The sequence below is a fragment of the Frondihabitans sp. VKM Ac-2883 genome (genome assembly GCF_015350875.1).
Lineage (GTDB): Bacteria > Actinomycetota > Actinomycetes > Actinomycetales > Microbacteriaceae > Frondihabitans.
Genome location: NZ_JADKSF010000006.1, coordinates 97,422 through 118,369 on the forward strand (window position 1 = coordinate 97,422; position 20,948 = coordinate 118,369).

Below are 20,948 nucleotides of genomic sequence, written 5' to 3' on the forward strand. Positions count from 1 at the left end.
GCGGCCCGCCTCGCTCTTCTGCCCCACATCCCCACTCAGAACCCGAGCAAGGAGCCCCTGTGGCGAACACCATCCTCGAGATGCGTGAGATCACCAAGACCTTCCCCGGCGTCAAAGCCCTCCAAGACGTCACTCTGGAGGTCGAACGCGGCCAGGTCCACGCGATCTGCGGTGAAAACGGCGCCGGCAAGTCGACGCTCATGAAGGTGCTCTCCGGCGTCTACCCCGCCGGAAGCTTCGACGGCCAGATCCTCCTCGACGGCAAGCCCGTCGACTTCAAGAACATCAACGACTCCGAAGACGCGGGCGTCGTCATCATCCACCAGGAGCTGGCCCTCAGCCCGTTCCTGTCGATCGCCGAGAACATCTTCCTCGGCAACGAGCGAGCGAAGCGCGGCTTCATCGACTGGAACGACACCAACCTCGAGGCGGCGAAGCTGCTCGCCCGGGTTGGTCTGCGCGACAACCCCATCACGAAGATCGTCGATATCGGAGTCGGCAAGCAGCAGCTGGTCGAGATCGCGAAGGCGCTCTCCAAGAAGGTCAAGATCCTGATCCTCGACGAGCCGACCGCCGCGCTGAACGACGACGACTCGGCTCACCTGCTCGACCTCATCAAGAGCCTGCAGGGCCAGGGCATCACGTCGATCATCATCAGCCACAAGCTCAACGAGATCAAGGCGATCGCCGACAAGGTCACGATCATCCGCGATGGCAAGACCATCGAGACGCTCGACATGCACGGCGACGAGGTCTCCGAAGACCGAATCATCAAGGCGATGGTCGGCCGTGACCTCGAGAGCCGCTACCCCGACCACACGCCGAGCATCGGCGAAGAGCTGCTGCGGATCGAGGACTGGACAGTTCACCACCCTCTCGACGCCACCCGCGAGGTCGTTCACCACGCCAATCTCAACGTGCGCGCCGGTGAAATCGTCGGTATCGCCGGCCTCATGGGCGCCGGTCGCACCGAGCTCGCGATGAGCGTGTTCGGCCACAGCTACGGCACCAACATCTCGGGCACCGTCTACAAGCGGGGCACACCGATCAAGACGAACACCGTCTCGAATGCGATCGAGAACGGCCTGGCATACGCCACCGAAGACCGCAAACGGTACGGACTCAACCTGATCGACGACATCAAGCGGAACATCTCCGGTGCGGCGCTGAACAAGCTCGAGCACCTCGGCTTCGTCGATGCCTCGAAAGAGACGACCGTCGCCGATAAGTACCGCAAAGACATGAACATCAAGGCCCCTAACGTCTCGGTGCTCACCGGCAAGCTGTCGGGCGGCAACCAGCAGAAGGTCGTCCTCTCGAAGTGGATGTACTCGGATCCTGAGGTCCTCATCCTCGACGAGCCCACCCGCGGCATCGACGTCGGCGCGAAGTACGAGATCTACACGATCATCAACCGCCTCGCCGATCAGGGGAAGGGCGTCATCGTCATCTCCTCCGAGCTGCCCGAGCTTCTCGGCATCTGCGACCGCATCTACACGCTCTCGGAAGGGCGCATCACGGCGGACGTCCCCCGTGACCAGGCGACCCCCGAGTACCTCCTTAAATACATGACTCAAGAACGAGAGGCCCCGGTCAATGAGCGCGACATCTGACCTCAAATCCCCCCGCCAAGACCTGGTCCCCGGAAAGCAGCCCGGTCCGATCGGCTCTGCCGTCAGCTACCTGACCGGCCAGCTCCGTCAGATCGGCCTGTTCATCGCGCTGATCGTGATCGTGCTGTTCTTCCAGGTCGCAACCAACGGCATCACCCTCCGTCCGATCAACGTGTCGAACCTGGTGATCCAGAACAGCTACATCCTGATCCTCGCGATCGGCATGGTGATGATCATCATCGCCGGCCACATCGACCTCTCGGTCGGTTCGGTCGTCGCGTTCATCGGCGCCATGTCCGGTGTCATGATCACCCAGTGGGGTCTGCCCTGGTGGGCTGCGATCATCCTTTGTCTCATCCTCGGAGCCCTCGTCGGCGCCTGGCAGGGGTTCTGGGTGGCGTACTTCGGCATACCGGCGTTCATCGTCACCCTGGCCGGAATGCTCGCGTTCCGCGGAGCGGCGCAGATCGCCCTGCAGAACCAGCAGATCTCGCCCTTCCCGTCGCAGTTCCGCGCCCTCGGCTCGGGCTTCCTCCCGTCGATCGGTGAAAGCGGCTACGAGCCGCTGACCCTCATCATCGGCGCGGTGGCCGCGATCGCGATCATCCTGTCGGGTCTCCGCGGTCGTGCCGTGCGTCGCAAGTACGAACTCGAAGACGAACCGTTCCTGTGGTTCATCGTCAAGATGGCCTTCACCGTGGCGCTCGTCGTCTACGTGGCCTTCCTGCTCGCCAGCTACTCGGGAACCCCGATCGTCCTCGTCGTGCTCGGCGCGCTGGTGATCATCTACGCCTCGGTCATGCGCAACTCGGTCTTTGGCCGCCACACCTATGCGATCGGTGGCAACCTCCAGGCCGCCGCCCTCTCGGGTGTCAAGACGAAGCGCGTCACGTTCCTCCTGTTCGTCAACATGGGTGTCATCTCGGCTCTCGCCGGCCTGGTCTTCACCGGACAGCTGAACCTCGCCAGCCCGTCGGCCGGTACCGGCTTCGAGCTCGACGCCATCGCGGCCGTCTTCATCGGTGGCGCTGCCGTCACCGGTGGTATCGGAACCGTGCCGGGCGCCATCGTCGGTGGTCTGATCATCGGAATCCTCAACAACGGTATGTCGATCCTCGGCGTCGGAACCGAGTACCAGTCGCTCATCAAGGGACTCGTGCTCTTGGCCGCGGTCGCGTTCGACGTCTTCAACAAGCGCCGCGCCGCCTCGTCCATCAAGTAGCGAAGCGCACCACCCCCGTCTATCGGCCCCGAACGCTCGTCGTTCGGGGCCGATCGCCTTTCGTCGGACGACCCGACCCGAGATTCACCCGACACCCGTCGGCCAGCCCGATGTGAGCGATCACATGTCACCCGAAGGACACCCCGTGAAGGCACTCAAGACGCGACAGGCGACGATCTTCGACGTGGCGCGACTGGCCGGGGTCTCGCACCAAACCGTCTCGCGCGTACTGAACAACCTGCCGAACGTCCGCCCGACGACCCGCGAAAAAGTCGAGGTCGCCATCCGGCAGCTCAGCTACACCCCCTCCCCCGCGGCGCGGGCGCTGGTCACCCGACGCTCTGCCACCATCGCGGTCTTGAACACTGGGGCAGCCGACTTCGGTCCGGCGAGCATCGCGATCGGTCTGTGCGAGGCCGCGGGGCCCGCGAACTACACCGTGACGATGTCGAACTCGGGTGGGTCGGATCCTGAGTCCATTCGTTCCGTGATCGTGCAGTTCGTGCGACAGAACGTCGAGGCCATCGTCGTGATCGCTGCCCGCACCGCGAGTCTCGAGGCACTCTCGGGCATCGACCTCGACATCCCCCTGCTGACGATCGAGTCGGCCGGTCGGCCCGGGTTCCACAGCGTCTCGCTCGACCAGTACCGCGGTGCCCGCCTGGCGGTTCGGCACCTGATCGACCTCGGCCACACGCGCATCGAGCACGTGGCCGGGCCCTCTGACTCCCTCGACGCACTCGAGCGACTGCGCGGCTGGCGGGACGAGCTCGGTGAGGCCGGCATTGCGGCCCCGCGCCCCCTGCAGGGGTACTGGACACCCGACTCAGGATCCGACGCGGCCACAGAACTGCTCGCCCGGTCCGATCGCGGCACGGCCGTGTTCGTCGCCAACGACCAGATGGCACTCGGTTTCATGCACACGCTCGAGCGTGCCGGCATCCGCGTGCCCGACGACATCAGCGTGATCGGCTACGACGACATCCCCGAGGCCGCGTACTTCACTCCCCCGTTGACCACGATGAAGCAGGACTTCGACGCGCTGGGTCGCCAGATCATGGGGCATCTGCTCGAGGTGCTGCGGGATCCTTCCGCTCCGTCGCCGACCCGCTTCGTGCCGTCGCTCGTTGTGCGGGAGTCGGTGCGGGCGCTTCGATAGCATGTGGGTGGCTGCACGCGGGCTCGTTGGCGAGGTGACGCGAATCGGCCGACCTCGCGCGCCGCGGCGCTGTGACACTGGCCGATACACGCGAGGTCGCCGGGGTGAATCAGGTCAGGCCGCGGGCCCGGCAGGGGCCGGCGCCACGGGAACCACCCAGACATCGCCCACACCCTCGCCGGCGCCAACACCCGCGCGCACGACGGCCCCGGGCACGAGGCCGAGCTCCTCCGCCCGCACGAGCTCCGACGGGTCGGCGTCCGAGACGCGCACGACCCGGTACTCCCCGGGAGGCGCCACCGCCAGACGCAGGGCACCACCCGGCACGGCCGTCGCCCCCTCCCGCGACGGAATCGGATCGCCGTGCGGGTCAGCGACGGGCCGCCCGAGGAAGTCGTCGATCCGATCGATCAGCGTCGTCGACACAGCATGCTCGAGCCGCTCCGCCTCGTCGTGCACCTCGCTCCAGCCGTAGCCGAGGCTGGTGACGAGAAAGGTCTCGATCAGCCGGTGTCGCCGAACCATGTCGAGCGCGAAGGCGGTGCCGCGCGACGTGAGGCTGACCGGTCGATAGGGCTCGTAGTCGACGAGTCCCTGGGTTGCGAGCCGGCGCATCGTGTCGGTGACGTTGGCGGGAGTCGTGCCGAACCGCTCGGCGAGGCCCTTGGCCGAGATCGGCGGATCGCCCCACTCCGTCGCCGCCCAGATCGCCTTGACGTAGTCCTGGGCGACGGAGCTGATCGAATCGGTGTCCACGGCTGTCGACTCTACGGCCCGGCCACGGTCAACACGACGAGCACCACGTTGAGCAGGCCGATCAGCGCAGTGACGACCCAGGCGACGACGGTCAGGATCCGGTGGTTTGCAAACACCCCCATGATCGAGTGGTCGCTGGTGTACTTCACCAGCGGCACCAGCGCGAACGGGATGCCGATGCTCAGCAGAACCTGGCTGAGAACGAGCGCCCGGGTCGGCTCGAATCCCGTCGACAGGATCACCAGTGCCGGAATGAGGGTGACGACTCGGCGCACCAGGAGGGGGATTCGGAGGTGCAGCAGCCCCGCCATGATCGTGGAGCCGGCGTAGCACCCGACCGACGTCGAGGCGAGGCCGGACGCGAGGAGCCCGACACCGAAGATCACCCCGACGGCCGGGCCGAGGGCCGCCACCACCGCGGCGTGCGCCCCCTCGATCGTGTCGGTGCCGTCGACACCGCGAAGGCTCGAGGCGGCGAGCAGCAGCATGGCGACGTTGACCGTGCCGGCGAGCACGAGCGCGAGCACGACGTCCACGCGTGTCGCTTTGAGGAGCCGTCGGATCCTGGGCTCTTCGAGGGTGGCGCCGTGCCGGTCACGAGCGAGCCCCGAGTGCAGGTAGATGGCATGGGGCATCACCGTCGCCCCCAGCATGCTGGCGGCCAGCAGCACCGTCTGCGTGCCCTCGAAGCGCGGCACGATGCCGGCGGCCGCGTCGCTCCACGAGACCGGGCTGACGACGACCCCGGCGAGGAATCCGATCGCGATGATTGCGAGGAGCGCGATGATCACGAACTCGAACGGTCGCTGCCCTCGACGCGACTGGATCGACAGCAGCACCATCGAGACGACGCCGACAATCAGGCCGCCGAGGGGTAGCGGAAGGCCGAAGAGGATCTGCAGCGCGATGGCGCCGCCGATTACTTCGGCGAGGTCGGTGCCCGCGGCGATCACCTCGGCCTGCGCCCAGAAGAGGAGTCGTCGCCGTCGAGGCAGTCGCTCCCCCAGCAGCTCGGGCAGGCTGCGGCCGGTGACGAGACCGAGCTTCGCCGACAGGTACTGGATGATCACGGCCATCACGTTCGCGGCGACGAGCACCCAGACGAGCAGGTAGCCATACGAGGCACCGGCGGTGAGGTTCGCGGCGACATTGCCGGGGTCGACGTAGGCGATCGCGGCGACGAACGCGGGGCCGAGCAGCCACAGCAGTCGGGCCTCGGGGCGCGCACCGGGCTTCGGGCCGCGCTCGCGCGCCAGGGTCATCGTCTCGGGGTCGCTCACGAAAGTTAAGCTAACTTAAACTGTCGGCGTCCGTCCACCTCGGCGCCGCCGAGGTTGTCAGTGCGAGACGCGCGACAGGAACTCCTTCAAAGCGGGGTGCTGCGGCGAGTCGAGCAGCTCGGCGGGCGGGCCCTGCTCGACGACCTCCCCGAGATGCAAGAAGACGATGCGGTCGGCGACCTTCCGGGCGAACGACATCTCGTGCGTCGTCATCAGAATGGTCGAGCCCTGCTCTTTGAGCTCGGTCACCAGGTCGAGCACTTCGCCCACGAGCAGCGGGTCAAGAGCGCTCGTCACCTCGTCGAGCAGCAGCAGCTCGGGGTTCGTGGCGATAGCGCGCACGATCGCGACCCGCTGCTGCTGGCCGCCCGAGAGGCGGTCCGGATACGACGAAGCGAAGGATCCGAGACCGACCCGCTCCAGCAATCGCCTGGCCTCCGTCTCGGCCGCGGCCCTCGCCATGCCGTGCACCTTGCGCGCCGCGAGCGTGACATTGGCCAACACGGTGAGGTGCGGAAAGAGGTTGAACTGCTGGAAGACGACGCCGATGCGCGACCTCGTGCGGTCGACGTCGATGCGGGGGTCGCTGATGTCGGCCCCCTGGAGCAGGATCTGGCCGTCATCGATGGATTCGAGCAGATTCGCGGTCTTGAGGAGCGTGGATTTGCCGGATCCTGAGGCTCCGATCACGACGATCACCTCGTGCGCGTGCAGCGTCAGATCGATTCCGCGGAGCACGGCGACGTCGCCAAACGACTTGCGGATGCCGCGAAGCTCAAGGACGGGGGCGGGTGTGCCGGATCCTGATGTCCCGTCGTCGCGGCTCTGGTTCTGGTGACTCTGGGTGTCGGGGCTCATACGGCACCGCCGATCTGCTCGCGGCGCTGCTGGCGTCTCGCTAGGCCGTCCGTCAGGCGGATCAACGGCAGGCTGATCAGCACGAACAGGAGCCCCGCGACGAAGTACGGCGTGAAGTTGAAGGTCTCGGCCTGCGCGATGTTGGCCGCGCGGACCGCGTCGACCGCCCCGAGGATCGACACCAGACCGACGTCTTTCTGCATCGAGACGAAGTCGTTCATGAGCGCGGGCGTGACCTTGCGAAGCCCCTGCGGCAGCACGACCAGGCGGAGCGTCTGAGCGTGCGAGAGCCCCAGCGACCGGGCCGCAAGACGCTGCGACGGGTGAACCGCCTCCATGCCGGCACGGAGCACCTCGGCCACGTACGACGAGTAGGTGACGATGATCGCGACCGTGCCCCACACCTCGGCCGGGAGCCGCGGAAAGATGCCGAGCCCCGGGATTCCGTAGCCGACGAGATAGAGCACGATGATCAGCGGCAGACCGCGAAAGAGGTCGGTGTAGCCGGTGGCGACGACCCGCAGCGGGAAGAACACCGGGCTGCGAAGACCGCGGATCACGGCGAGGAGCGTGGCGAAGAGCGCCACGCCGATGCTCGCGAAGAAGAGGATCCGCACGTTGAGCCACAAGCCCTGCAGGATGCTCGGGAACGTGTCGACCGCCACGCCCGGATCGAAGAACGACTGCTGCACCGTCGCCCAGCCCGGGGTGTTGACGACACCAACCCAGACGAGCGCCACGACGACCACGGTCGACACGATGCTCACCAGGATCGACTGGCGCCCTCGCCGCGACCGGTAGAGACGCCGCTCGACCTCGATTTGAGACGGAGGCGCCGCTACGACGGCGGCGCCATCGCCCGCTGTCACTTGAGGATCGGCACGTCGACCTCGGTCGACAGCCACTTCTTCGTCAGGGCCTCCAACGTGCCGTCGCTTTTCAGCGTGTCGACCGCGGTCTTCACCTTGTTAGTGAGCGCCGATCCCTTGGGCAGGACGATGCCGAACTTGTCGCCGTTACCGTCGTCGGCGAACTGGCCAATGATCTTGCCGTCGTCGAGCTGGGCGGACGACATGTAGAACGCGGTGGGGAGGTCGGTGACGACAGCATCGATCTGACCGGACTTCAGCGCCAGCACGGCGTCGTCGTTCGAGTTGAACACCTGCGGGGTCGTGCCGAGCTCGTCTTTGGCGACGGTGAGGCTCGTCGTGCCGGTCGCGACGCCGACCTTGAGGCCCTTGAGGCCGGCGATGTCGGTGACGCCCGCGGCGGCGGACTTGCTCGTCGTGACGACGGCCTGCGTGGTCGTGTAGTAGGCCGGAGAGAAGTCGACGGCCTTCTCGCGCTGAGCGGTGATCGAGAACTGCTGGATGTTGAGATCCCAGTCTTTCGCCCCGGGCGCAATGGCCGAGTCGAAGGTGGTGCGCGTCCACACCACGTCGGACTTCTTGTAGCCGAGCTCGTCGGCGACCGCGTAGGCGACGGCCGACTCGAACCCCTTGCCCGACTCGGGCTTGTTGTCGTCGATCCAAGGCGAGTAGGCGGGCTGGCCGGTCGCGATCGTCAGCTTGCCGTCGGTGACGGTGTCGCTGCTGCCATTGCCACCGTTGCCGGTGCCGCCGCTCGAGCAGGCGGTGAGGGCCACGGCCGCGAGAAGCGCTGCGGCACCGGCGAGGGCCGCGGTGCGGCGGCTGACGCGGCGCGGGGTGCGGGGGCTGGAACGGGGGCTGAGTCGGGTCACGGGAGGGCCTTCGGTCAGGGGGTGAAGTCTGGATAGTACCGTCCCGCACCCCACGCGTGTGACGGTCGCGTCATAGAGCGTCTCGGATGGCGGGTGCCGGACGTGTGCCGCGAGATGGCCTTATCAACGGCTTCTGCCGGTGCTCCCCGCAGATTCGGCCATCTCGCGGGGGTCGGCCCCGCCGTGGTGCTACTCCCCACGACCGGGCACGCCTCGACCCTTGCCATACTGATGCCATGCCCGAGCCGGATGCCGCCGCACCATACGACGAGACCGACACCCGCACGGACGCCACCCGAAAGACCGACACCGACTTTTCCTCGGCCGCGGTCCGTCGCTTTGCTCGGGCGACGAACCAGGTCATCGCCGGAAAGACCTTCAGGATCCGCGCAACCGCCCCCGCACTCGACCGACTCCTGCGCGATCTCGGCGCCCGACCGGCCGCCGCGGGGCACGACGCCGATCTCGACTGGCTCGCGGCCATCGACCACGACGCCGAGCCGACCATCGCCCTCCCGGACCGCGGCGACGCGAGGGGCCGCATCGACTGGGCTCGACGACACATGACGGTGTCGGGCCGGCTGGCAGCCGCGCTCACCCACGACGGGATCCTGCGCGGAGTACGGATCGGCATCGCGATGGTGCTCGAACCGAAGACCGCCGTGCTCGCCCTCCTGCTGCGCGACGCCGGCGCCGAGGTCGTCGTGTACGCGCACGCCGATGAGACCGACGACGAGGTCGCCGACGCCCTCCGCACGCAGGGGCTCGAAGTGTTCGCCGATTCCCGCGCCACGCTCGCCGAGCAGCGCGCCCTCGCAGTGCAGTTGCTCGATCGACGACCCGCAATTCTTCTCGACGACGGATCGCACGTGATCCGGCTCGCTCATGAGATCGGACATCCAGCGCTCGACACGATGGTCGGAGCAGCAGAAGAGACGACGAGCGGATTGCGGCCGTTGCGGATCCTCGCCCGGCGAAACGAACTCGTGATCCCCGTGATCGCGGTGAACGACGCGCGAACGAAGACGTACTTCGACAACCGCTACGGCACGGGCCAGTCGTGCGTGTTCGCGATCCTCGATCTGCTCGACACGCTGCCCGAGACGCCGGTTCGAGCAGGATCCCGCGCCACCGTCGCCGGATTCGGCCCCGTGGGCGAGGGCGTCGCCCAGGTGCTCGCGGCACTGGGCCTCACCGTGACCGTGGCCGAGACCGATCCGGTGCGGGCGCTCCAGGCCGTGTACGCGGGGTACGACGTCGCAGAGCTTACGGTCGCTGCCAGCCAGTCTGACCTGATCGTCTCGGCGACCGGCATTCGCGAAACGCTCTCGCTCGAGGTGCTGCGAGCCGCCCGCGAGGGCGCCGTGGTCGCTGTCGCGGGCGGCGTCGACCAGGAGGTCGCGATCGACGCGGCTGCCGAGGCCGGGGCCACTCGCGAGCCCGTCGTGCCCAAGATAGAACGGCTGACGATATCGGGTGGCCCAAGCCTCCTCCTGCTCGACGACGGCGGCTGCATCAACATCACCGCCGCCGAGGGCAACCCGATCGAGATCATGGATCTCTCGTTCGCGGTGCAGCTCGAGGCGGTACGCATGCTCGTTGACAGCGGCTCGACGCTCGAGCCCGGGGTGCATGCACTTGGCCCGAAAGCGGATCGGGTGATCGCGACCGAGGCCCTGGCAGCGCAGGGCATCGCGGCTCCGGGGGCGGTCGCCGAGGCCAGGGCGCCCCGCGACGGCGATCCCGACGGCGATTCCGCGGATCCTCGGACCACCCGTTTTGGGCCCCTCGGCCCGGAGGCGCGCTCGTGACCACCCCCGCCCGCGACTTCTCGCCCGTCGTCGTGCACTCGGCACGCATCGTCGTGCCGATGACTGCGCCGCCGATCCTCGACGGGGCGGTCGCCGTGCAGAGCGGTCGAATCCTCCACGTCGGAGAGCGTTCGTGGGTGCTCGATCGGCTCGGCGCGAGCCGGCTCCGCTGGAGCGAGCGGCACTGGCCCGGAGCGATTCTGCCCGGTCTCGTGAACGCACACTCGCACCTGCAGTACACCGGAATGGCGAGCGTCGGCAAGGGCTCGTACGAAGGCTTCGACGACTGGGCGAAGTCGTTCGGAGCCGTCTACTCGGGCCCGCACGACTGGGCCGCCGAGGCCGCTCGCGGCGCCGAGCTGTCCATTGTCGCGGGCGTCACGAGCGTCTCCGACGTTGTCACCGACATGGAGGCGGCCTCGGCGCTCGGCGACGCCGGGCTCGGTGGCATCGCCTACTGGGAGGTGATGGACTGGGAGAACGAGGCCTGGGCCGAGCGCGGGCGCGACCAGATCTTGGACGAGCTGACCAGGATCCCGGCGGACCCGGGCGTGGGCCTCTCGCCGCACGCGCCGTATTCGCTCGACGTCGAACCGCTCCTCGAGCTGCCCGACATCGTCCGGCAGCGCGGGCTCCGCCTGCACCTGCACCTGGGCGAGTCGGCGTTCGAGGGCGAACGTGGAATGGAGCCGGGTGGCTCGTCGACCGGCGACTCGGCCGCGGGTGGGCATGACGCCTGGCATTTCGTCGGCGTGCCGAGCTTCCGGGCACTCCGCGAGCTAGGGTTCGGCGCCAGCGCCACGGCGTTCGTCGACCGGCTCGGCGTGCTCGGCCCCGACTGCCACGTGGCACACGGCGTCTACATGACCGCCGACGACCGCGCTCTGCTCCGGGCCCGCGGCACCACGGTCGCCCTGTGCCCCCGATCGAACGCGGTGATCGGCCTCGATCCTCCCCCCGTCGCCGACTACCTGCTCGAGGGCAGTGCCATCGCCGTGGGCACCGACTCGCTGTCGTCGTCGCCTTCGCTCGACCCGCTGGCCGATGTGACCGCGTTGCACCTGATCGCCCGGTCGCAGGGCTACGCCCGGCACGACCTTCACGAGCGCCTGCTCACTGCGGCGACTCTCGGCGGCGCCCATGCGATGGGGCTCGACGTCGGGCCCGACCGCGTCGGCCATCTCGCCGTGGGAGCCCGGGCCGACCTCGCCGTGTTCGACGTCGATGCGCGCACCGTGCCCGACGCCTACGCCGAACTCGTCGAGGACGGCGCCGGTCGATGCGTCGCCACGATCATCCGCGGCGTCGTCCGCCACCAGAAGGAGCCCACATGAACGCCGTTCCCCCCGTGCCCCCATTCGCCGGTGCAGTCGCCCGGCGTTCGGTCGAGGGCGTCGTCCTCGAGTGGCTCGCCGTCCCGCCGCGAGCCTCGGCCCTCGACCTCGAACCCCACCCCGAGGGCGGCTGGTACCGACGTACCTGGACTTCCGGCGCCGCGATCTCGACTCCCGGCGGCGAACGCCCCGCAGCCACGCTGATCCTGTTCCTGCTGCCGCCCGGCGAGGCATCGGCGTGGCACCGGGTGACGTCGGACGAGATCTGGCTGTGGCACGGGCCGGATGCCGTGCTGCTCGAACTCGGCGGCGATGGTGAGGCCCCCGGGGCGTCGACCGGGATCCTTCTCGATGGCTCGTCGACGCAGGGGTTCGTGCCTGCGGGAGTTTGGCAACGGACCGTGCCCTCGGACGGCGAGGCGCTGGTGTCGTGCGTCGTGTCGCCGGGCTTCTCGTTTGCCGACTTCTCACTGGCCGACTGACTCCCGGGCTTTCCGCTGGGTGCCCGTGCTTTCCGCTGGGTGCCCGAGCTTTCCGCTGGATACCCGGTGGGAGTCTGCTCGACCGGGCAGCGAGAACGGCGTAGGTTTCTCTGTGCAAAGAATTTTATTCTTTGCGACGACCGTCGGGCGCCCCTGCCCGTGAAGCTAGTGCCCCGCTCGAACGTCAGGGCCGTACCTCGTGTTGAGAGGTGCGGCCCTTCTCATCGCCCGAAGCGTGTCGCTTCGGTGATGCGGTCACCCGTCGATAACGGGTGCGATCGAGACGTCCGCGAACCCGGTGCCCTGCCGTGAAGCTACCCACGGGCCCGCGGAACGTCGTTGCCGACCAGACTTGGCGGACTCACCCACCGTACGAGACAACGGAATCCGATTTCTACCCCTGTACACCGTGCTGCTCACGCGGTACTTTATCCCAGGTCAAGTCCGCTTTTCGCTAGTTGAGATAGCTAGTTGACTTAGCTAGTTGCTCTATTCAGATGCGCTCTCGGCCGAGCGCAGTCACTGGTCGGTGACGTCGATTGCCGCGGTCATCTCGCGCAGAAACTCCGTCACGGCCCGGGCCGCATCAGCGTCGAGGTTCTCGGCCGCCGAGATCATTCGCGCGTGCATTCCCGCCATCGTGGCGCGCACTTCGTCATCCGAGCCGCCCGTGGCGGTGATCAGCACGCCCCGCCGATCGGTCGGGTGCGCGTGACGTTGCAGGTGGCCGCTCTTCACCAGTCGGTTGATCAGCACCGAAGTCGACGCGGTAGTGATCGCGAGATGCTCCGAGAGCGTCTTCGCCGAGACCGTCTCGCCAGCCCGCTGAGCCCGGAGGAGGAAGCGAATCGCTGCGAGATCCGTCTCGCCCATCTTCATCGACGTGCGGGTGCGCTCGCGCATCTCTTTCTCGGCCTGACGGTAACGCCGAAGAGCGTTGAGCACCTCGGTGGCACGTTCTTCGGCGGTGACGTCGTACCAGAAACCGGACGCGTCGAAGGTGCCCGAGGCCGCTGATGGCGTGGAATTCTCCATGGCCACACAGTAATTGCTAGACGCTGCAGGAATCGAAGAATCGGGGCCTTACCGGGCGCGATTATCCGAATTACGCACCTTTGTCGCTGTAGCTAGACCGGCTAGGTACCTCCGGCCATACTCATCTCAGGCGCCGGTTCACGGCGGTGCCGGCCCCGGTTCACGGCGGGGTCAATTTCGAGTAGTTCCCCTCAGGCAGTGCAGGCTGTCAGAAATGAGATGAACAGATGTCCCTTCTCCGACCCCCCACCACACAGGTCTCGCCCTTCTCCGAGATCCGCCAGATCGAGCGCAACAAGACCCTCGCGGTCATTGCGGCCTCCACAGTCGTCGCGACGAGCTGCCTCATCACTGCCGTCCTCGTGGCACTGGGCGTGCTCGCATGAGCATGTACCGTCGCGCCGAGAACGTCCCGCCCGTTCGTATCTCCGGTTACCCCAAGCGCCACCGCGGCTTTCTGAACGAAGTGCGACTCTCCACCGTCGATACGATGCCGGTGCGTCAGCCCCGCCCTAAGCAGCCCGTCGAGGTCTGCTACGCCGACTTCTTCGCCCCCGCGGCGGAGGAGTTGGCAACCGCCTGACCCTTTCGGCCCCTCCTGCTCTTTTAGGCCGGGCGTCGAAACTCCACAAATGGCCCATGTCGCGCAAGCGGCATGGGCCATTCGTGGAGTCTCGGCACCTCCCCACCGCATCGCAGCGGCAGACAGGCGGGAGAGCTGAGGCGGAAGGGAGCCGGAGCTACTTCTCTTCGTGCTTGAGGGCGAGACCCAGGGCGAAGAAGGTCGGCGCCCAGTGCCCGATAAAGATGCCCCAGCGGTCGGACTGCGCTTTGTCAGACGCGTCTTTACCCTGCGAGGCGAGCCAGGCGACGAGAGCGATCACGATGGAGGCGAAACCGCCCCAGTAGGCGTGCTCGCTCTTGATGCCGACGTCGGAGAGAAATTTGATGGGGTTCATGGCAGCTCCTAGGAGTGAGGTGGTCGAGATAGCTTCACTCCACTCCTCGGAGCTAGCCACGGTCCAAGAAAAGTCTCCGGCCCGAGAGAAGCAGACCAGCGTCGAGCGCTAGACGCCCGGCAGGGCGGCGACGATCGTGTCGACCTCGGTGCGGGTCGTGTAGTCCACGTGCACGTCGGCGAATGTGACGACCTGGTCGGCGTCGACGACGATCACGGTCGGGAACGGGATGTCGCCGGTGGCATCGGCATTGCTGTCGGCCACGTCGAATCCGAGGTCGGTGTGGGCGGCGCGCGCGTCGGCGCTGGGCTCGGTCAGGAGCCCCAGCTGACGGACCAGCACGTTGCCGGGGTCGGAGAGCACGGTGTACTCGAGCGACCCGTTCGCGACCGAGAGCTCGCTGCCCTCGGGAGTCTGCGGGCTGATGGCGACCAGTTCGATGCCCCGCTCGCGAAGAGTCGGCAACAGCGCCTCCTGGTAGTGCTTCAGAGTCAGGTTGCAGTACGGGCACCAGGATCCTCGGTAGAAGACGACGACGGCTCCCCCATCGCCGAGAGCGTCGGCGAGCGCCACAGCCGTGCCGTCCGGTGCGACGAGGCTGGCGTCCGGCAGCCGCGACCCCACCGTCACTGCGGTATCCGGCACACCGGAGGCCGTCAGGGCGGCCTGCTCGTCAGCGAATACGCCGCTCAGCCGCGGTCCGATCTGCGCGGTGAATCCGTCGTTGAACTTGTCGATCTGCGTCTTCAGGGTGGTCGTCGCGGTGCCGGTCATGGGTCGTCCTGTTCGGGTCGGGTGAGCTGGTGAATCGACAGTACGACTGCGCTTCAGGATCCGCCCTCCCGCCCGTAACGCGAAGTCATGCGTACGCTCGGCGTATGCCTGCCACCCCGCCCAACGCCGATCGACACGGCGCCGATCGACACGGTGCCGAACCGGTCTCGACGCAGGCACCCGATCTCGCCGGACCCGCCGTCATCTCGCAGTTCTGGGGCGACCTCGCCTTTCTGCACTGGCGCGTCGACGCCGCTCTCGTCGAGCCGCATCTGCCGCCCGGAGTCCGCCCCGACGTCTTCGACGGCTCGAGCTGGGTCGGGCTGATTCCCTTCGAGCTGTCGCGATCGGCGTTCGGCCCGTTGCCGCCGGTGCCCTACTTCGGCCGTTTCGCCGAGACCAACGTCCGGCTCTACGGCGTCGGCCCGGACGGCCGTCGGAGCGTCGTCTTCCGCACCCTCGAGGCTGCAAAGCTCGTTCCCGTGCTGACGGCGCGCCTCGGTCTCGGCCTGCCCTACACCTGGGCCGACATGAGCATCGGCCGTGGCGGCGGCACCATCACCTACGACAGCCGGCGGCGCTGGCCCCGGGCGACGACGGGCGCGCCTCTCCCCCGCACGCACGTGAAGATCCGCGCAGGATCCGAGACGATCACGGGCGACCCGCTCGCCGACTTCTTGACGGCGCGCTGGGGCATGCATGTCGGGCGTGCTGGCCGGACGCGCTTCTGGCCCAACAACCACCCGGCCTGGGAGCTCCGCTCCGCCGAGCTGCTGGAGCTCGACGACGAGTTGCTGGCCGCGACCGGGTTCGTGGGTCTGGCCTCGCGCCAGCCCGACTCGGTGCTCTATTCGCGGGGTGTGACGACGAGGTTCGCGGCGCCTACCGCCTAGCTCGCTCTCCCACCGCGTACTGACCAGCCCGGAAGCGCCCGTCAGTCGGTGACCCGGGCGTGCGGCGCGAACATGATCACGGCCACGCCGAGCAGGCAGATGATGGCTCCGGTGATGTCCCAGCGGTCGGGCTGAAATTTGTCGGCGACGACCGCCCACACCAGGGAGCCAGCGACGAAGACCCCGCCGTACGCGGCGAGGATCCGCCCGAAGTCAGCGCTCGGCTGCAACGTCGCGATGAACCCGTAGGCGCCGAGCGCGATGATGCCGAGCCCGGCCCACCACCAGGCGCGCCCCTCGCGGACGGCCTGCCAGATCAGCCAGGCACCGCCGATCTCGGCGACGGCGGCCACGGCGAACAGAATCACGATGCGGGCGATCGACATGCTCGATCATCGCAGGTGGTTGTGGAGCAGAGCGCCGTCACGGAGGGCGCCGCTCGCGAGCGCACGAAAACTGCCCTTGCCCGGACGCCAGCGGGCCGAATTCGTCCTCTCGGCGGTGCCTGACTGCGGACAGCGCCTGCTGACGCCGTCCGCGACAGCGCTAGGCCACGTGCCAGACGAGAGCGCCCTGCATGCTCGACGGGTAGGCGGCCGCGATCCGGGCGACGGCCTCGCGGAGGGTGTCGGGTGAGCACGCCAGGTTGAGTCGGGCGAAGCCGCGGCCCTCGGCGCCGAATCCGAGGCCCGAGTTGAGCGCCACGTAGGCGTGTTCTCGCAGCGGGACCGCCGGATCCTCGCCCAGCCCTAATCCACGGAAGTCGAGCCACGCGAGATAGCCCGCCTTGGGCCGGTGATAGACGACGCCCGGCAGCTGATCGGCGATGAGCTGGGCCAAGAGGCGGTCGTTGGCGACGATCTTCGCGATGGCATCGTCGAGCCAGCCCGTCGCGAGCGTGAAAGCGGCGATGTTGGCGTGCAGGCCGAGGATGCTGGTGCGACAGGCGACCTCGTCGGTGAACATCTCGAGCAGGGCGGCCGTGCGGTCGTCGCCGGCGACCACGACCGAGCATTTGACGCCGGCGAGGTTCCAGCCCTTGCTGGCCGACGTGACGACCACCGAGCGGGCACCGCGCGACTCGGCGATCGGCGCGAACGGCTCGAAGACGACGCCGGGGTGTGTCAGCGGCCCGTGGATTTCGTCGCTGATGACGAGCACGTCGTAGTTCGCGGCCAGGTCGGCGAGCGCCTCGAGCGTCTCGCGGGAGTGGACGAGTCCGACCGGGTTGTGCGGGTTGCACAGCAGAAAGACGCCGACCCCGTCGGCGAAGGTGCGTTCGAGGCCTTCCAGGTCGAGTGACCAGACGCCCCACTTTTCAAGCAGCGGGACTTCGGCGACCTGACATCGGGCCTCCTCGACGAGTTCGAAGAAGGGCGGGTACACGGGCGGGCAGATCGCAACGCGACCGGCGTCTGGCAGGGCCAGCCGAATCGTCTCGACGATGCCGACGCTGACATCGGTGGCGATGTGGACGCGACCAGGATCCAGCGCCCACCCCCAGCGATCCCGAGCGAACTGCGCAAAGGCCGGCGCGAGGGGGCCCGGCCCGTCGAGGTAGCCGAGGTCCGATGACCGGACCCGCGCCACGAGGGCCTCTTCGATGTCGGGGGCGATGCCGTGGTCCATCTCGGCGACGAACAGCGGGAGCACGTCGGGTGCGTAGCGCGTCCACTTGATGCTGGTGCGGGCCGCGCGGATGTGCGAGGTCGGATCCTGATCGTCGATGTGGTCGCCCATGCCGTCATGTTCCTCCGTCATCGCCCCGCGCGCGACTCCCGCTGTCACACCGGGAAATCTGGCGTCATGCACGAGCGGCCGAGCGCCGACGTCGGCAACACTGCAGGGCATGTCCACCCCCACCACGATCGAGAAGCGCACGCCGCCCCCTCCCACCTCGCCACGATCCGACGATCTGCTTCGACTGGCCCGGCGCCCCGTGCGCTCCCTCCGCCACCCCGTCCAGTGGATTCTCACCGCGCTCGTCATCGTCGTGGCGCTCAACTTCGGGCAGACCCTCTTCACCAATCCCGCGTGGGAGTGGGCGAAGGTGCCGGAGTACGTCGTCAGCCCCGCCGTCCTGACCGGCCTGAAGGTGACGTTGATCGTCACGCTGATCTCGGCCGTCGTGAGCTTCGCCGGCGGCATCGTCGTGGCGGTGGCTCGGCTCTCGCGCAACCCGGTGCTGAAGTCGCTGAGCTGGCTGTACGTGTGGGTGTTCCGGTCGGTGCCCCTGATCCTCGTCCTGATCTTCCTGTACAACCTCGGCAGTCTCTACCCGACGATCGGCATCGGCATCCCGTTCGGCCCGCAGCTCTCGGTGCCGACCATCTCGATCCTGTCTGACATCACCCTCGGCGTCGTCGGCCTGAGTCTCGCCGAGATCGCGTTCGCCTCCGAGATCGTCCGGGCGGGTCTGCTGTCGGTCGACCACGGGCAGCACGAGGCCGCGAAGGCGCTCGGGCTCCCCCGGTTCCGTCAGTTCCGCCGGATCATCCTGCCGCAGGCGCTCCGCTCGATCGTGCCGGCGTACGTCAACCAGATCGTCGGGCTGCTCAAGGGGTCGTCGCTCCTCTTCTACGTCTCGCTGCTCGACCTGTTCGGCGTCGTGCAGAACCTCGGCAGCACCTACCCGACCGACATCATCCCGCTGCTCGTCGTCGCGACCATCTGGTATCTCGCGCTGACGAGCGCCATCTCGCTCGTGCAGTTCTTCATCGAGCGCCACTACTCGAAGGGGGTCGCCCGATGAGCACCGCACTCGCCGCCATCGCCGACGGAGCCGTCACGATCCGTCGCGCCAGCAAGTCGTTCGGCGGCAAGGCCGTGCTGAACGAAGTCGACCTGGACGTCCCCGCCGGCTCGGTCACGGCGATCATCGGGCCCTCAGGATCCGGTAAATCGACCCTGCTCCGCACCATCAATCACCTGGAACGGCTCGATGAGGGTTACGTCACCGTCGGCGGCCGGCTGGTCGGCGTCAAGGCGCACGGCGATCGATTCGCCGAGCTCCCGGAGCGGGCCATCCTCGACCAGCGCGCTCGCATCGGCTTCGTCTTCCAGAGCTTCAACCTGTTCCCGCACCTGACGGCCCTGGAGAACGTCGTCGAGGCTCCCCTCGCGCACCGGCGACCGCCGGCCGAGGCCCGCGCCGCGGCGCAGCGACTGCTCGAGCGCGTCGGGCTGGGCGACCGAGGCGGCGCCTACCCCTCCGAGCTGTCGGGCGGGCAGAAGCAGCGGGTCGCGATCGCCCGCGCGCTCGCCCTGGATCCTGCGCTCATCCTCTTCGACGAGCCGACCAGCGCACTCGACCCCGAGCTGGTGTCGGACGTCCTCGAGGTGATCCGCGGGCTCGCGGGCTCCGGCACGACGCTCGTCATCGTCACCCACGAGATCGCGTTCGCTCGCGAAATCGCCGATCAGGTCGTCTTCATCGACGACGGCCGCGTCGTCGAGCAGGGCACGCCGGCTCAGGTTCTCGATCGACCCTCCCACCCGCGCACGCAGGACTTCCTGCGCCGCGTCCTCTGACCACCCACCACCCCTTCAGGAGCACAGCCATGCCTCTCACCCCCTTCCGTTCCCGCCTCCGACTGGCCGGGGCCCTGGCCCTCAGCGTCTCTCTCGTCGGCGGTCTCGCCGCCTGCTCGTCGGCGGCCGACGCGGGAACAGGCTCAGGATCCGACTCCGCATCGGCCACGTCGGTCACGGTCGGCGCCGCCTCGAACGGTGCAGCGACCGAGACCACGATCGACGTGTCGACCGTCGCCTCGATCCGCAAGGAACTGCCCGCCGACGTCCTGAAGTCGGGAAAGCTGGTGATCGGCGTCGGCAACCTCCCGGCCGGATTCCCTCCGCTGTCGTACCTCGGCGACGACCAGAAGACCCAGACCGGCTCCGAGCCCGACCTCGGCCGCCTCGTCGCGAAGGTGCTCGGCCTTGACCCCGAGATCAAGGCCGCTACCTGGGACAACCTCTTTGTCGGAATCGACACCGGAGCCACCGACGTCGGCCTCTCGAACATCACCGACACCGAGCAGCGCAAGGAGAAGTACGATTTCGCCTCCTATCGCGAAGACAACCTCGCGTTCGCGGTCAAGAAGTCGAGCACGTGGGAGTTCGACGGCGACTACGAGAACCTGGCCGACCAGACCATCGCGGTGAGCGCCGGCACCAACCAGGAGAAGCTGCTGCTCGAGTGGCAGAAGAAATTGAAGACGGAGGGCAAGACGCTGACCCTCAAGTACTTCCCCGACACCAACTCCACCTACCTCGCCCTGAACTCCGGCAAGATCGACTCTCTCTTCGGCCCGAACCCGGGGATCGCCTACCAGAACACCCAGTCCGCCGATTCGGCGAACCCCACGAGGACGGCCGGCACGTTTTCGGGTGCGGGATCCTCGTTGCAGGGTCTGATCGCCGCCACCACGAAGAAGGGCAGCGGTCTCGCCGAGCCTCTTGCCGACGCGATCAACTACCTAATCGAGCACGGGCAGTACGAGACGTGGCTGAAGGCCTACAACCTCGCCGACGAGGGCGTCGAGAAGTCGCTCGTCAACCCGCCCGGCCTGCCCCTCGACAACGAGTAGCCGCTGCTGTTCTCCCTCCCCTCTTCCCCCGGGGCGTGAGTGTCCACGATCTGCTGATGTCGCGTGTCGAACATCAGCAGATCGTGGACGCTCACCGTTGCGCGGGGTCAGAGGGAGGGGGGTGGGGAAAGGGAGAGCGGGGTCGGGGACGGGGTGGCGACTATGTCGGGATGCAGAAGAGAGAGCTCCCGGCCGAACTCTGTACGCCGCCGACGGCAGCTACCTGGGGCGCCCCGACCTGGCCTACCGCGACCGCAAGATCGGCATCGAGTACGAGGGCGACTACCACCGAGTGTCGGCGTCGACGTTCCGCTCCGACATCGCCCGCCGGGAGCGCTTCGCCGACGAGGGCTGGCGCACCCTCCGCATCACCGGCGACGACCTCGCCTCCCCCGCCGAACTGGAGTCTCGCTGCCGCCGACTTCTCCCGCCCGCCGCGTGA

Annotated in this window: 23 protein-coding genes; 13 read left to right on the top strand and 10 right to left on the bottom strand. The window is 67.8% G+C overall.

Annotated features, from left to right (window positions below; all coding sequences use genetic code 11):
- Positions 1–59 precede the first annotated feature (59 nt).
- From mmsA to ITJ49_RS12320, 3 genes are all read left to right on the top strand, one after another.
- A complete protein-coding gene (gene mmsA / locus ITJ49_RS12310; RefSeq protein WP_194605727.1) occupies positions 60–1,613 on the top strand; it encodes a multiple monosaccharide ABC transporter ATP-binding protein in 1,554 nt (517 codons plus the stop codon).
- Entirely contained in the window at positions 1,597–2,835 is a 1,239-nt protein-coding gene (gene mmsB / locus ITJ49_RS12315) for a multiple monosaccharide ABC transporter permease (RefSeq protein ID WP_123944493.1), read from the top strand. Before mmsA ends, mmsB begins: the two co-directional genes overlap by 17 nt.
- 145 nt (positions 2,836–2,980) lie before the next feature.
- Positions 2,981–3,994 carry a LacI family DNA-binding transcriptional regulator gene (locus tag ITJ49_RS12320; protein ID WP_370544501.1) on the top strand — a complete coding sequence of 338 codons (1,014 nt, stop codon included), beginning with the start codon at positions 2,981–2,983 and terminating at the stop codon, positions 3,992–3,994.
- A gap of 114 nt (positions 3,995–4,108) precedes the next feature.
- Here the strand turns inward: ITJ49_RS12320 and ITJ49_RS12325 are convergent, their stop codons facing one another.
- From ITJ49_RS12325 to ITJ49_RS12345, 5 genes are all read right to left on the bottom strand, one after another.
- Positions 4,109–4,750: a metal-dependent transcriptional regulator gene (locus ITJ49_RS12325; protein ID WP_194605731.1), complete on the bottom strand. Its 642-nt coding sequence runs from the start codon at positions 4,748–4,750 to the stop codon at positions 4,109–4,111.
- Between the two features lie 11 nt (positions 4,751–4,761).
- Positions 4,762–6,012, bottom strand: a complete 1,251-nt coding sequence (locus ITJ49_RS12330) for an Nramp family divalent metal transporter (RefSeq protein WP_194605969.1) — start codon at positions 6,010–6,012, stop codon at positions 4,762–4,764.
- Positions 6,013–6,087: 75 nt separating this feature from the next.
- Positions 6,088–6,888, bottom strand: a complete 801-nt coding sequence (locus tag ITJ49_RS12335) for an amino acid ABC transporter ATP-binding protein (RefSeq protein ID WP_194605733.1) — start codon at positions 6,886–6,888, stop codon at positions 6,088–6,090.
- Positions 6,885–7,757, bottom strand: coding sequence for an amino acid ABC transporter permease (locus tag ITJ49_RS12340; protein ID WP_194605735.1), 873 nt, complete (start codon positions 7,755–7,757; stop codon positions 6,885–6,887). The genes ITJ49_RS12335 and ITJ49_RS12340 overlap by 4 nt, the downstream gene beginning before the upstream one ends.
- Positions 7,754–8,629, bottom strand: coding sequence for an ABC transporter substrate-binding protein (locus ITJ49_RS12345; protein WP_194605737.1), 876 nt, complete (start codon positions 8,627–8,629; stop codon positions 7,754–7,756). The genes ITJ49_RS12340 and ITJ49_RS12345 overlap by 4 nt, the downstream gene beginning before the upstream one ends.
- A gap of 236 nt (positions 8,630–8,865) precedes the next feature.
- On the opposite strand from ITJ49_RS12345, the gene ITJ49_RS12350 reads away from it, so the two are divergent.
- The 3 genes from ITJ49_RS12350 to ITJ49_RS12360 are packed head-to-tail and all read left to right on the top strand — an operon-like array spanning position 8,866 to position 12,256.
- Positions 8,866–10,440, top strand: a complete 1,575-nt coding sequence (locus ITJ49_RS12350; protein WP_194605739.1) for an adenosylhomocysteinase — start codon at positions 8,866–8,868, stop codon at positions 10,438–10,440.
- Positions 10,437–11,774, top strand: a complete 1,338-nt coding sequence (locus tag ITJ49_RS12355) for an amidohydrolase family protein (RefSeq protein WP_370544502.1) — start codon at positions 10,437–10,439, stop codon at positions 11,772–11,774. The genes ITJ49_RS12350 and ITJ49_RS12355 overlap by 4 nt, the downstream gene beginning before the upstream one ends.
- Entirely contained in the window at positions 11,771–12,256 is a 486-nt protein-coding gene (locus ITJ49_RS12360) for a cupin domain-containing protein (RefSeq protein WP_194605741.1), read from the top strand. The genes ITJ49_RS12355 and ITJ49_RS12360 overlap by 4 nt, the downstream gene beginning before the upstream one ends.
- 519 nt (positions 12,257–12,775) lie before the next feature.
- On the opposite strand, the gene ITJ49_RS12365 is transcribed toward ITJ49_RS12360, so the two are convergent.
- Positions 12,776–13,291: a MarR family winged helix-turn-helix transcriptional regulator gene (locus tag ITJ49_RS12365; RefSeq protein ID WP_055959036.1), complete on the bottom strand. Its 516-nt coding sequence runs from the start codon at positions 13,289–13,291 to the stop codon at positions 12,776–12,778.
- Between the two features lie 227 nt (positions 13,292–13,518).
- Between ITJ49_RS12365 and ITJ49_RS12370 the strand changes: the two genes are divergently transcribed.
- Together ITJ49_RS12370 and ITJ49_RS12375 are read left to right on the top strand one after the other, a co-directional pair.
- Entirely contained in the window at positions 13,519–13,677 is a 159-nt protein-coding gene (locus tag ITJ49_RS12370) for a hypothetical protein (protein ID WP_157510008.1), read from the top strand.
- Positions 13,674–13,874 (top strand): hypothetical protein, encoded by a 201-nt coding sequence (locus ITJ49_RS12375; RefSeq protein ID WP_194605743.1) that lies wholly within the window; start codon positions 13,674–13,676, stop codon positions 13,872–13,874. The genes ITJ49_RS12370 and ITJ49_RS12375 overlap by 4 nt, the downstream gene beginning before the upstream one ends.
- 157 nt (positions 13,875–14,031) lie before the next feature.
- On the opposite strand, the gene ITJ49_RS12380 is transcribed toward ITJ49_RS12375, so the two are convergent.
- Together ITJ49_RS12380 and ITJ49_RS12385 are read right to left on the bottom strand one after the other, a co-directional pair.
- Positions 14,032–14,250 carry a hypothetical protein gene (locus ITJ49_RS12380; protein WP_055959041.1) on the bottom strand — a complete coding sequence of 73 codons (219 nt, stop codon included), beginning with the start codon at positions 14,248–14,250 and terminating at the stop codon, positions 14,032–14,034.
- Positions 14,251–14,358: 108 nt separating this feature from the next.
- On the bottom strand, positions 14,359–15,024 hold the full coding sequence (locus tag ITJ49_RS12385; RefSeq protein ID WP_194605745.1) for a peroxiredoxin-like family protein: 666 nt from the start codon (positions 15,022–15,024) through the stop codon (positions 14,359–14,361).
- 104 nt (positions 15,025–15,128) lie between these two features.
- Here ITJ49_RS12385 and ITJ49_RS12390 point away from each other — a divergent pair, with 104 nt between their 5' ends.
- On the top strand, positions 15,129–15,917 hold the full coding sequence (locus ITJ49_RS12390) for a YqjF family protein (protein WP_194605747.1): 789 nt from the start codon (positions 15,129–15,131) through the stop codon (positions 15,915–15,917).
- Positions 15,918–15,958: 41 nt separating this feature from the next.
- On the opposite strand, the gene ITJ49_RS12395 is transcribed toward ITJ49_RS12390, so the two are convergent.
- A complete protein-coding gene (locus ITJ49_RS12395; protein ID WP_194605749.1) occupies positions 15,959–16,303 on the bottom strand; it encodes a YnfA family protein in 345 nt (114 codons plus the stop codon).
- 160 nt (positions 16,304–16,463) lie between these two features.
- On the bottom strand, positions 16,464–17,657 hold the full coding sequence (locus tag ITJ49_RS12400) for a MalY/PatB family protein (RefSeq protein ID WP_194605751.1): 1,194 nt from the start codon (positions 17,655–17,657) through the stop codon (positions 16,464–16,466).
- A gap of 109 nt (positions 17,658–17,766) precedes the next feature.
- Between ITJ49_RS12400 and ITJ49_RS12405 the strand changes: the two genes are divergently transcribed.
- The 4 genes from ITJ49_RS12405 to ITJ49_RS12420 all read left to right on the top strand — a co-directional run bounded on the left by ITJ49_RS12405 (position 17,767) and on the right by ITJ49_RS12420 (position 20,948).
- Positions 17,767–18,669 (top strand): amino acid ABC transporter permease, encoded by a 903-nt coding sequence (locus ITJ49_RS12405; RefSeq protein ID WP_194605753.1) that lies wholly within the window; start codon positions 17,767–17,769, stop codon positions 18,667–18,669.
- Complete coding sequence (locus ITJ49_RS12410; protein WP_194605755.1) at positions 18,666–19,448, top strand: amino acid ABC transporter ATP-binding protein; 783 nt, start codon at positions 18,666–18,668, stop codon at positions 19,446–19,448. The genes ITJ49_RS12405 and ITJ49_RS12410 overlap by 4 nt, the downstream gene beginning before the upstream one ends.
- 29 nt (positions 19,449–19,477) lie before the next feature.
- Positions 19,478–20,506, top strand: coding sequence for a transporter substrate-binding domain-containing protein (locus ITJ49_RS12415; RefSeq protein WP_194605757.1), 1,029 nt, complete (start codon positions 19,478–19,480; stop codon positions 20,504–20,506).
- 121 nt (positions 20,507–20,627) lie between these two features.
- On the top strand, positions 20,628–20,948 hold the full coding sequence (locus ITJ49_RS12420) for a hypothetical protein (protein WP_194605759.1): 321 nt from the start codon (positions 20,628–20,630) through the stop codon (positions 20,946–20,948).